Genomic DNA, 10,360 nt, shown 5'->3' on the forward strand with positions numbered 1-10,360 from the left:
GTGGACCAAGAGTGGGAAGGTAAAGAAGCATCGCGCCGAGTCGATTCAATGGCCGAAGCCTGCAAGATTTACAAAGCCATGCTTGCCGCCGCACCCCAGCCCACCCCAGCCGCCCAGGCAGACAGCGTGCTGGAGGACGCGGCGAGCGCAGGATTCTTTCTGCAACTCCCTCAACGCCCGAAGCCAGAAGCGCCAGCCGGGACTGTTGGCCTCGACTGGGACGCATACAGCGGCGCCCAGATGCTTGCCTTTGGGCGTGATTGCTCGAACGCCGCCATCGTCGCAACTCAGAAGCCAGGAGGTGCGTGATGGAAGGAGTTTTCATAACCACAGCGACAGGCAAAGCGCTCGAAGATCAGATCAGTCTCATGGACAAACTGACGAAGGAATGGACTATGCGAGCCGCCCGTGGCGAGTGCGCATGGATCTGCTCAAGTTGCTGTATGTCGTTCCCGGACGGCATGCCAGATGCTTGTGCGCACGATATCCAGCAATGCACAAACATCATCGCCAGCGACAAGGTGGATGCCCGCAAGCAAGGAGGCACACATGACTGAGCAAACACAGCCCACGGATGCAGAACTGGAGGCATGCCCGTTCTGCGGCAACGCAAACGCAATCGTGTATGACGATCTGCTCACCTTCCATGCAGGCTGTTTGAGCTGCGGGGCGACAGGGAGCGTGAGCAGCTACAGAAACGGCGCTATCGCAGCTTGGAACCGACGCGCAGTCTTGGCAAAGTGGGGCACACCTGCAGGGGCGGAAGAAGTGGTGGCGTGGCTATCAACAGATAGCATCGGAGAGCGGTATTTGTGCTTCACGAAGCCAAAAGATACCGACCCAGCAAGACCGCTAGTGTTCGGAGACACCACCCCGCAGCCCACCCAGGCGCAGGCCGGTTTTAAATCTGGCGCAAAGTCTTTCCAGACGTATGCCGAGGCCAATGCGTATTCCAAGGGCTACTACGCCGGAAAGAAGGCTGCAACCAAGGCGCAGGCCGGGGCAGCGCCCATGTCTCAGCCCAACCGTCTGACTGCGTACAGCGCGGCGGAAAAGTTGCGGGAGCTTGGCTACTACTGGGACGAGAAAGCCGAGTCATGGGTGCGCGGCATCAAAGGAGGCCAGCATGGCGCTGAGTGAACTCGACATGATGAACCTTTGGGCAAAGCAACTGAGTGGTTACAAGTCCCAATGGGAGAGGTTGTTTGGATTTGGCTACGCCATCGAGGCCGAGGTCCGCAAGGACGACGAATCGCTTATCAGGCAGATGCTGGAGGCGCTAACCGCCCCAGTGGATGGGGAAGCGCTGCACGCACTGCACATGTCTGCCATTGCAGCCGCCCGCGCCCGCCTGTTCGACTCTGACCTATCCAAACTCACCGAGCGCGGCGCAAAGGCATGGGCCGGTGTTGATCCGCAGAAGCTGCGCGAAGGAGGTGCTCTGTGAAAACCATCACTGTAGAAGTCGAAGACGACGAAGTCCTGGTGGCGCTCAAGCGTCCGGAGGACTATGACGATGTGCACCCGCAGCTCGTGGCAGAGGATGCCATCAAGGAATCGTGGCCCGATTACCGCACTGTTTGGCCGGAGAAAGCACCATGACCCAACACACTGATTTGATTGAGCGGCTGCACGCGTCGTCTGAAGACGGGCTAACCCCTGACGACGCTTATGCAGCCGCCAACGCCCTGGAAGCGCAGGCGCGGGAGCTTGAGCGGCTGTGCAAGGATGCCGCCCTTGTGGCTGCGCGAGAGCGGGAGCGGATTGCCGCGTGGATTGAGCCGCAGCGCAACGACATCCCGGCTTGCGGATTCGAGTTTGCCGCCGCTATCCGCGCCCTCAATACCGAAGGAGAAGGAAATGAGCCATCAACGCAAGCATGACCGCGACGACAAGCGCGACCGCTGGGAGGCTCAGCGGTGGCAGGAACAGCGGGATGAAGCCGACAAGCCACCACCGGAGCCCGAGGAACCGGAACCGATTCACACTTTTCACTAGCCGCCACTGAGCGGCTTTTTTTATGGGGAACCGAAATGACGCCTGAACAAAAACTCATGCACATGGTGCTTATCAATCACGCGAGCTTTGACGATGTTTACACCGTCCCTGAAGACTTGAGCGCCGAGAACATCGAACGCTATTACAACGAAGCAGATGATGCTGACGGGGGCTACGCATTGCAGGACGCCAGGAGCGAAATACGCTGCAGCGGCATTGAAACCAACATCCGGCCACCCTCATCCAGCCACTACGAAGCCAAGTCTGTTGCAGCCCAGTACATCGATGGTTCATGGGTCGGCTGGACCTACTGGTATGGCGGCGGCAAGCACGGCGAACCAGAAGCTATTGATTGGATGGACGAGGCATATGACCTGAACTGCGAAGAAAAGCAAGTGACAGTCACACAGCGCACCTTCACACGGCCACCCACCACCGCCTAACAGGCAAACACACCACACCAGGGCTCCGAGAGGGGCCTATTTTTTTTGGGGAAACTAGATGAGCGCCATCTACATCGAGGTCAGCGCAGAGGTGCGCTATTGGGAAGATGCAACCGTGAACGGACTGGATGACACGGACGGTGAATTGATCCCCATGAAACTGGGCAAAAACTGGGTTCCAGTCATCAGGCTGGAGGACGGCCAGATCATGAGCTGGCCCAAAGGCACCACTGCAGACGTTCACTACAAGGTGTGCGACCAGGGCGAATACTGGTTGCGCGACGAAGAAAAGCGCATCGCCAAGTGGCGCGGCTGCTACGTGCCAAACGATTTCCTTTGCCATGGATCCCAAGGGTATGGCGATTACATCATCTTCAAGGTCGATGAATCTGGGCTCATTCAAGGATGGAAGGTGCCGGAGGTTGACCCCGACGAATGGGAGTAACCATGGATTTCTACATCTGCAAGAAGGCCCTGGACAAGACCATCGAGTTTCACGGCTCCATCGGTTGCGACGACATTGCGAGATTGCGGCTTGATGCGCTGGACAGGGCTCTGCTAAACGATGGCGCAGAAAACGCAGCGGATTCCCTGCTCATCTTGGAGATGCTTTTCCGCCGCCACGCAGAGCAGACGGGCGAGCAGATCGTCAAAGGAGCGGTATTGCCATGAAAGCCGGAATCGCCCGCATCTACTACGGCGGCCAGCCGGAACGAGAACACAGGAGAAAGACACCATGAGCACCTTCCTGAATCAGCGCGAGATCGCGGACCTTACCGGGGTCCGCATCGGCAAAGGCGGCAAGACCCGTGAGCAGCTGCAAGTTGCCGAGCTCAAGCGCATGAAAATCCCCCACTTCGTCAACGCCCGTGGCTGCCCGGTGGTGGCGCGTGCCGTCATCGAGGGCGGGGCACAACAACCACCACAACAACACAAGGGCTGGGAACCGGCCTTGGCCTGACCATGCAATATTTCCGCTCAAGAACCCATCGCTCGGGCATCACGTACTACTACTTCGACAAGGGCGGGAAGCCGCGCAAGGAGATCCCCCTGGGGAGAGACTACGTGCTGGCCGTGCGCAAGTGGTCCGAATTGATCGCCACCACCGAGAAAGCAGCCGTTGCAAACTTTGCATCCCTGGCGGACAAGTACGAACGCGAGGTGGTGCCATTGAAGGCAAAAAGCACGCAGGTACTGCAGTCGTCCGACATCAATCTGCTTCGTGAGTTCTTTTGCTTGCCATCCCCTGCTCCACTGGACGAGATCAAACCCAGCCACATCCATGCCCTGCTGCAGTGGAAGAAGCACCAGCCCACCACGGCAAACCGGCTCAAGCGCACGTTCTCGCACATGTTCAACATGGCAAGGGCCTGGGGTTACACCGATAAAGCAAACCCATGCATGGGGATCAAGGGCCTGCCGGTAAAAAAGCGCGAGCAGTACATCACCGACGAGGTGTTCCGTGCGGTGTGGAACGTCGCGGCGTGGCCGCTGCGAGATGCTATGGATCTTGCCTACCTGACCGGCCAGCGCCCCGCCGACACCGTGGGCATGACGGACGGCGACATTGAAGACGGTCGGCTGAAAGTAACCCAAGGGAAGACCGGGGCGAAGCTGCGCATCCGGATAGAAGGAGAACTGGCTGTGTTGCTGGACCGCATCAAGGCCCGCAAGGATGCCTGCAAGATGTGGAGCTCTGCGCTTGTGGTGAACCAGGCCGGGGAAGCGCTTTCTCAGAAGGCGTTGGCAGAGGTCTACAAGCGAGCTCGGAAGAAGGCGGCCAAGCTGAACCCAAAGCTGGCAGACCAGATCAAAACCATGCGTTTCTACGACCTGCGGGCCAAGGCTGCAGACGATGTGTCGGAAGTGCGTGGCGAGGCGGCGGCGGCAGAGCTACTAGGCCACGACAGCGTGACTACCACCCAGCGCCACTACCTGCGAAAAGGCCGTGTTGTTGGTCCGACCAGGTAGGCGCAGCAGGTATGATTCGGCACCTGCATAAGGTGACTTTGCGTAGCAATACGCAATAAGTTAGTAAGCGCTATCGCTGAAAACATTACTGCCCGTAGCTCAACTGGATAGAGCAATAGCCTTCTAAGCTATAGGTCGGGGGTTCGAGTCCCTCCGGGCAGGCCACCCCATCCCCTCTGAAAAACACCTTTTCTGCATTGCGCCAGGGAAGAATCGGGGAGGAATTTTCGATTCATGCGACGCCATCCTGACAAAATCGCAGGCATGGCCGCCCAGAACATCGTAGACCTCCCACCCTGCCGCCCAGGCATGGCAGACACCCACCGCCGCGCGACAAACGCATTCCGCGCACACTGGCGCGCACACGGTACAGCGCAACCGCAGAAGCTGGTCCTGACCAGGGCCCAGGCCGACGATCTGCTTCTGTGCCGCCTCTATGGCTGCGTGCCAATGAATGGCGTGAAGCCAGAGCAAGGCAAATTCAATGGCAGCCCGATAGAGGTATCGGATGCCACTGCTGGCGTTCTTGTGGCCCACGATGGCACCGAGATGCCGCTGGCGGACTTTGACCAACTAGCTCACGCCTGAAGCCAGCTCTGGACGGTCGTTCTATATGGATGACCTCCTACGACGGCCGACACAGGCGAGTGTCCCAATGGACTCTTTCCACAAGGAGCTCGCCATGGCCACCGACCCGAACGAACACCCAGCCCACAAGGTCCCCGAGACCTATCCCCTTCCCCCGGGCGACCTGCCGCCCAGTACCGAGACGCCGACTATCCCCCCGCAGCCCCAGCTCCCCCAATCAGGGCCGGACTACGTTGGCGAAATTGAGGATGAAGGTGCAGATCCTGTGGGCCTGTCGCCCAGGACCAGATTTCTTCCGATTGCGGACGTCCCTTAGCCCCGCTGACGCCGCATAGCTACCATGCCCAGAATAGCTAGCAATGACGACAGTCCAAGTAAGGCGTACTCACCGAGCGTGGGAATGCTAGCTGGAGCGGCGGGTGGCGCTAGCCCCACATTGATGATGATCTCGTCGCCAGATGGCACGAACAACGTTTGAGTCCCCACGTTGAGGCCAATCGCTGCCAACGTCGTACCTGCAAAAGTCGTTTGATTGACGAGCGGAGACGCTGAAACATAGTTTTCAGGTAGGTACAGTTCAGTTCCCAGGAGGAACACGTTGGGCCCCGAAGAGCTTGACCCAGCGGTCGGCACTATAGAAGGCAGCGAAATGCCAGGCGACAGCGCCCCAGGATACCAATCTCCGTTTGTGTCTGAGCCAACGCAGAGGGCATTTGTACCGATGAATCCATCACCAAGAAGACACGGTCCAATGAGGCCCACGGAGGAGAAAGAACTGGTGTTTATCGAGCCTGAGCCACTCATCACAACATCAGGCCCCACCTGTTCGATGTTGATCGTGTAGACGGCCTGAGCTAGGTTCGCTCCCAGGAAGAAAATCAAGCCCACGCCAACGTCTCGCAAATTCATCTCCACCCCTTCATAAGAATACGTATCATTTGAAGTGTAGAGGATGTCTTTAATCCAGCCTAAGCCAAAGTTGCGAGCACGGCCCATGTAACGTCGGTTTTGGGGTGGTGAAAAGGTCGGCCCCTCCAGCTCCCGAAGGGCGATGCAAGGCGCCAAGCTGGTGAATTTGTCTATGTCCTCCCGGGGCTCCGAACTCACCCAGCCCCTCTAGGCCGTCAAATACTTGGGCCCGGTAGCTCCCGGGTTCTATCTTGTCGATTCTCAGCGTCAGGATCATCAGCGTTCAATGGATCAGGAGACGGCACAGCCACAGCATGGAATGCGGTCCACAGCCGACCATCACAGCGTCGGCTTCCACCCCTGGCTCACGATTCAAGCGGCGCGGTGGCTCAGTTCTACGTCGGCACGGACATTTCATGCACTGATGCCTGAAGTGACACTCCCTTCCATCAAAAATCGGAGCACTATCGGTTTGGCTGCGGGACTGCAGCGTAGTTCATGGCAATGGCCTGGACCACTGCGCCAATGAGCGCGCCATCGCCCGCACTCTGAGGCAAAACCTCCCGAACGATCTGGACCGCGTACTCCAGCTGCTCCTTGGCAAGGGCTGCTGACATGGCGTTGCCACGTTTTTCGCTGGGCGACGCGTCGCGGATCACAAGGCTCATGGAAGACTCCAGAAAAAGCTAAAGACGCAGTATGCGCTGCATACGACGCGCTCCATCCCGGCACTACCCAAATCCCGCCAAGAAAGACTGTTCGAAGAGTGGGCAGAAGTAATGGCTCCGGACTGCCCCTCACATGCTGGAGGCCCAAAACAAAAAAGCGCCGCAACATTTGTTGCGGCGCTTTTTCTGATTTGGGGTGGCTGATGGGGCTCGAACCCACGACAACAGGAATCACAATCCTGGACTCTACCAACTGAGCTACAGCCACCGTAGCTTTGTATTATAGCCTGGGATTTTGAGTCCCAAGGCCAATTTGCTTAATTTTCTGCAGCGGCCTGCAAAGTGGCCGAGGGTCGCGGCGCTTTGATCTCTGCCTTGAAACGCTTCTTGAGCATCTCGTAGTACGCCTGGCCTTCCGCCGAAGCCCACCACTGCATATATTGCTGCCGTTCCTGTTGCGCGCGCTGGCCCTCTGGAGCCGGCCGAGGCACCACACGGTTTACCTTGACCACGGCATAACCCTCGCTCCCCAGGTCCACACCAACCCAGGCTGGGAGCGCGTCGGCTGTCGGCGCGTGCAACGCTGCATCAATCAGAGGACGGGGCAGGTTCTGGACCTGCTCACGCGAAATCTGGATGGGAGCACCCAGGCCGCTGGCGGTGGCCGGGGCCGCTTTCCACGCAGCCAGCTTGGCTTCGCCATCCTTGCGCGCCAATTCAGAGGCTTTCTGCCCCACATACAGTTCGCGCACGCGGGCTCGCACTTCGTCCAGCGGCAGGGTTTTGGTCGGGGTGTACTGCACCACGCGGCCAGCAGCCAGTTGGCTGGGGCCTATTTCCACGGCCTCGGTGTTGCGTTTGTTCTGCACCGAATCCGAAGAGAAAAGTGCTTCCAGGAACTTGGGGTTGGCCAGCGGCCCCACCGCGCCAGGTGCTGGCGTGCGGGTGAGGCCGGACGCGGTCTGCACCTTGAGCTTGAGCTTGTCTGCCATCGGCTTGAGGCTATCGGCCTGTTCATACACGCTGTTCGTGAATGACTCCGCCACCTCGGCAAACTTGCGCTGGGCCTGCTGCTGCTTGAGTTCGGCTTCCATGGTGGGGCGCAACTCTTCAAAGGAAGGCTGGCGGGGTGCCTTGATGTCGGTCAGCTGGATGATGTGGTAACCGAAGTCGGTTTCCACCAGATCGCTGATTTCACCCTTCTTGAGGGCAAAGGCCGCGTCTTCAAACGGCTTGACCATGGCGCCCCGTCCGAAGAAATTCAGATCGCCACCTGCGGTGGCCGAGCCTTTGTCGTCCGAGGCCTTCTTGGCCACATCCGCAAACGTGGCTGGCGCCTTGCGCACCTGCGCCAGCAGTTCCGCAGCACGTGCCTTGGCCTTCTCACGGTCGGCAGACGATGCATCCTTGGAGGCATTGATCAGGATGTGGCTGGCGCGACGCTCTTCCTTGCCGGCCATGCGCGCCACGTTTTCCTTGTAGTAGGTGCGCAAGTCGTCCTCATTGAGGGTGATACCGGAACGCACGCTGTCGAGGTCCAGAACCACATACTCCACCGAAGCCTGCTCCATCTGAAGGAACTTTGCAGGATTTGCCTTGTAGTAGGACTCCAGATCCGCGTCCGTGGGCGCAACCTTGGCAGAGAAATCTGCCGACTTGAAGCGCACCACCTGGATTTCTCGCTGCTCATAGAGAGGGTCCAGCGCGAGCTTGACCTGGGCATTGGTGCTGAAGGCGGTACCCATCACACCACCGATGACCTGGTTGATCGACAGATCGCGGCGCACATTGGCCTCGAAGCCTTCCGGCGTCAAACCTTGCGTACCCACCAGGGCCCGATAGGCTTCTGCGTCCAGCGTACCGTCAGCGCGCTTGAGTCCTGCGATGGCGGGAATCTCCTGCAGGCTGCGTGCCAGCCGCGAATCACTCGTCACCAGGTGCATTTCCTTGGCCGCAGCTGCCAGCACGCGGTCACGCACCAGGCGCTCCAGCGTGGCGTAGCGGGCCTGGGGAGAGTCAAGAAGCTTGGGATCGACCGAGGGAGACTGCGCACGCATGCGGTCGGTCTCCATGCGATGGGCATTGTCCCAGTCAGTCTGGTTGATCTTGTCGCCATCGACGCGCGCCACCACTGGGCTCTTTTCAGAGAAGTAGTTGCTGTCAATGCCTACCAGCACAAACGATGGAATGATCAGCAAGAACAATAAGATCATCACGATCTTGGAGTGCTTGCGGATGGATTCAAACATGGTCGATCTTTCAGAAGGCAAAAAACAAAAGGCGAACTTGCGTTCGCCTTTGTTCGGTGGTGGTGGGTCCTGACGGTCTCGAACCGCCGACCTACTCCGTGTAAAGGAGCCGCTCTACCAACTGAGCTAAGGACCCCACCTAAACTGATCCTCAGTTCAAGGCATCTTTCAATGCCTTGCCAGGACGGAACTTTGGAACTTTAGCAGCTTTGATTTTAATCGTAGCGCCGGTACGGGGATTGCGGCCCGTGCGAGCAGCGCGTTTGCCGACCGCAAAGGTACCGAAACCGACGAGCGAAACAGTGCCGCCCTTCTTCAGGGTCTTCTTGACGGCCTCGATCGTGGATTCCAGGGCACGAGCAGCGGCGGCCTTGGAGATGTCGGCGTTGGTAGCGATGTGCTCAATCAGTTCGGTTTTGTTCACAAGAAGCCTCTCGGAAAAGAGTTGATGGAATGTCTCGCGGATATCTGGTCTTCACACGTCCGAAAGCGCAGCCGGAGGCTGGTTGAAAACAGACGGGGGAATGACTGGCATACACAGCAGTGGCTGCTGTATCAGATTAAAGCCATCGAGTTTCCGGGTGTCAATACAACACGCTGGTTTGGCGCAGCGTTGGGATGAATTCTAGTCGTATTTCACGCTGCGACAGGGCTTGTGGGGCGTTTTTGTCTCAAACACGCCGTATGGGCAGCACTCCGTATTGACACCCCAGTTCCGACAATGCAGCGCAGGCCACAGTCCCTCGCATTCATCCGCCAAACCACCGACAGGATGCGCGCGCTCCACTCCTGCTACTTCACACGCGCCCGGATTTCCGGCAATGCCTTTTGCAGGTAGTACACCATCGACCAGACCGTGAGCACAGCCGAGGCCCAGATGAGCCAGGTGCCCCACACGCCGGTATCGATGACGCCGAACAGGCGCCCGTCATAAAGAAGGAAGGGGATGGCCACCATCTGCACCGTAGTCTTGACCTTGCCGATCATGTGCACAGCAACGCTTTTGCTCGCGCCGATCTGCGCCATCCACTCGCGCAGGGCTGATATGGCGATCTCGCGGCCGATGATGATGAGCGCAACGAACACATCGGCACGCTGCAGATGCACCAGCACCAGCAGCGATGCACACACCAGAAACTTGTCGGCCACCGGGTCAAGAAAGGCGCCAAACGACGAGGTCTGGTTCAGTTTGCGGGCCAGGTAGCCGTCCAGCCAGTCGGTGGCGGCGAACACCACAAACATCACGGTGGCAATGAGGTTGCGCGTGGCCGGGTCCAGTGGCGCGTAGAACACCCCCACGATCAAAGGTATCGCGACGATGCGCGTCCAGGTCATCAAGGTGGGGATAGTCCAGAACATGGGTCGATTGTGTCACGGCAGGCGAGCAGTCCGGCCGGGGACTCAACGCAAGGCGCGATAGATCTCTTCGGCCAGCTCACGCGAGATGCCGTCCACGGTGACCAGGTCCTCCACACTGGCCGCAGCCACACCGCGCACCCCGCCAAAACGCTGCAGCAGCCGTGCACGCTTCTTG

General features: G+C 58.8%; 19 protein-coding genes and 3 tRNA genes. 14 read left to right on the forward strand and 8 right to left on the reverse strand.

Annotation, left to right across the window (positions count from 1 at the left end):
* The 14 genes from NFX52_RS05445 (at position 1) to NFX52_RS05510 (ending at position 5,000) form a co-directional block, all read left to right on the forward strand.
* A complete protein-coding gene (locus NFX52_RS05445) occupies positions 1-309 on the forward strand; it encodes a hypothetical protein (RefSeq protein WP_252635563.1) in 309 nt (102 codons plus the stop codon).
* The gene (locus tag NFX52_RS05450) at positions 309-557 is read left to right on the forward strand and encodes a hypothetical protein (RefSeq protein WP_252635564.1); all 249 of its coding nucleotides are present in this window, start codon (positions 309-311) and stop codon (positions 555-557) included. The genes NFX52_RS05445 and NFX52_RS05450 overlap by 1 nt, the downstream gene beginning before the upstream one ends.
* The gene (locus tag NFX52_RS05455; protein ID WP_252635565.1) at positions 550-1,140 is read left to right on the forward strand and encodes a Lar family restriction alleviation protein; all 591 of its coding nucleotides are present in this window, start codon (positions 550-552) and stop codon (positions 1,138-1,140) included. The genes NFX52_RS05450 and NFX52_RS05455 overlap by 8 nt, the downstream gene beginning before the upstream one ends.
* Positions 1,127-1,447, forward strand: a complete 321-nt coding sequence (locus NFX52_RS05460; RefSeq protein ID WP_252635566.1) for a hypothetical protein — start codon at positions 1,127-1,129, stop codon at positions 1,445-1,447. The genes NFX52_RS05455 and NFX52_RS05460 overlap by 14 nt, the downstream gene beginning before the upstream one ends.
* Entirely contained in the window at positions 1,444-1,602 is a 159-nt protein-coding gene (locus tag NFX52_RS05465; RefSeq protein WP_252635567.1) for a hypothetical protein, read from the forward strand. Before NFX52_RS05460 ends, NFX52_RS05465 begins: the two co-directional genes overlap by 4 nt.
* Positions 1,599-1,883 (forward strand): hypothetical protein, encoded by a 285-nt coding sequence (locus NFX52_RS05470; protein WP_252635568.1) that lies wholly within the window; start codon positions 1,599-1,601, stop codon positions 1,881-1,883. The genes NFX52_RS05465 and NFX52_RS05470 overlap by 4 nt, the downstream gene beginning before the upstream one ends.
* Positions 1,861-1,998 carry a hypothetical protein gene (locus NFX52_RS05475; RefSeq protein WP_156358657.1) on the forward strand — a complete coding sequence of 46 codons (138 nt, stop codon included), beginning with the start codon at positions 1,861-1,863 and terminating at the stop codon, positions 1,996-1,998. Before NFX52_RS05470 ends, NFX52_RS05475 begins: the two co-directional genes overlap by 23 nt.
* Positions 1,999-2,033: 35 nt before the next feature.
* A complete protein-coding gene (locus NFX52_RS05480; RefSeq protein ID WP_055396520.1) occupies positions 2,034-2,441 on the forward strand; it encodes a hypothetical protein in 408 nt (135 codons plus the stop codon).
* A 58-nt stretch (positions 2,442-2,499) separates the two neighbouring features.
* Positions 2,500-2,886: a hypothetical protein gene (locus NFX52_RS05485; protein WP_055396518.1), complete on the forward strand. Its 387-nt coding sequence runs from the start codon at positions 2,500-2,502 to the stop codon at positions 2,884-2,886.
* 2 nt (positions 2,887-2,888) lie between these two features.
* Positions 2,889-3,113: a hypothetical protein gene (locus NFX52_RS05490; RefSeq protein WP_055396516.1), complete on the forward strand. Its 225-nt coding sequence runs from the start codon at positions 2,889-2,891 to the stop codon at positions 3,111-3,113.
* 64 nt (positions 3,114-3,177) lie between these two features.
* Positions 3,178-3,402, forward strand: coding sequence for a DUF4224 domain-containing protein (locus NFX52_RS05495; protein WP_252635569.1), 225 nt, complete (start codon positions 3,178-3,180; stop codon positions 3,400-3,402).
* A 2-nt stretch (positions 3,403-3,404) separates the two neighbouring features.
* Positions 3,405-4,412, forward strand: coding sequence for a tyrosine-type recombinase/integrase (locus NFX52_RS05500; RefSeq protein ID WP_252635570.1), 1,008 nt, complete (start codon positions 3,405-3,407; stop codon positions 4,410-4,412).
* An 88-nt stretch (positions 4,413-4,500) separates the two neighbouring features.
* Positions 4,501-4,577, forward strand: a tRNA-Arg gene (locus tag NFX52_RS05505).
* 144 nt (positions 4,578-4,721) lie between these two features.
* Positions 4,722-5,000 (forward strand): hypothetical protein, encoded by a 279-nt coding sequence (locus NFX52_RS05510; RefSeq protein WP_156358811.1) that lies wholly within the window; start codon positions 4,722-4,724, stop codon positions 4,998-5,000.
* Positions 5,001-5,312: 312 nt separating this feature from the next.
* On the opposite strand, the gene NFX52_RS05515 is transcribed toward NFX52_RS05510, so the two are convergent.
* From NFX52_RS05515 to NFX52_RS05550, 8 genes are all read right to left on the reverse strand, one after another.
* The gene (locus NFX52_RS05515; RefSeq protein WP_082437565.1) at positions 5,313-5,996 is read right to left on the reverse strand and encodes an IPTL-CTERM sorting domain-containing protein; all 684 of its coding nucleotides are present in this window, start codon (positions 5,994-5,996) and stop codon (positions 5,313-5,315) included.
* 377 nt (positions 5,997-6,373) lie between these two features.
* The gene (locus tag NFX52_RS05520; RefSeq protein WP_055400780.1) at positions 6,374-6,577 is read right to left on the reverse strand and encodes a hypothetical protein; all 204 of its coding nucleotides are present in this window, start codon (positions 6,575-6,577) and stop codon (positions 6,374-6,376) included.
* Between the two features lie 192 nt (positions 6,578-6,769).
* Positions 6,770-6,845 (reverse strand) — tRNA-His (locus NFX52_RS05525).
* 49 nt (positions 6,846-6,894) lie between these two features.
* A complete protein-coding gene (locus NFX52_RS05530) occupies positions 6,895-8,826 on the reverse strand; it encodes a SurA N-terminal domain-containing protein (RefSeq protein ID WP_055400782.1) in 1,932 nt (643 codons plus the stop codon).
* Between the two features lie 60 nt (positions 8,827-8,886).
* Positions 8,887-8,962 (reverse strand) — tRNA-Val (locus tag NFX52_RS05535).
* A 15-nt stretch (positions 8,963-8,977) separates the two neighbouring features.
* Positions 8,978-9,250 (reverse strand): HU family DNA-binding protein, encoded by a 273-nt coding sequence (locus tag NFX52_RS05540; protein WP_008906675.1) that lies wholly within the window; start codon positions 9,248-9,250, stop codon positions 8,978-8,980.
* Between the two features lie 368 nt (positions 9,251-9,618).
* Positions 9,619-10,185, reverse strand: coding sequence for a CDP-diacylglycerol--glycerol-3-phosphate 3-phosphatidyltransferase (pgsA, locus tag NFX52_RS05545; protein WP_055400785.1), 567 nt, complete (start codon positions 10,183-10,185; stop codon positions 9,619-9,621).
* A 42-nt stretch (positions 10,186-10,227) separates the two neighbouring features.
* Positions 10,228-10,360: helix-hairpin-helix domain-containing protein (locus NFX52_RS05550; RefSeq protein WP_252635571.1), on the reverse strand; the 133-nt coding region annotated here is incomplete at its 5' end.

Source organism: Acidovorax facilis, from assembly GCF_023913775.1.
In the GTDB taxonomy this organism is placed as follows: Bacteria; Pseudomonadota; Gammaproteobacteria; order Burkholderiales; family Burkholderiaceae_C; genus Acidovorax; species Acidovorax facilis.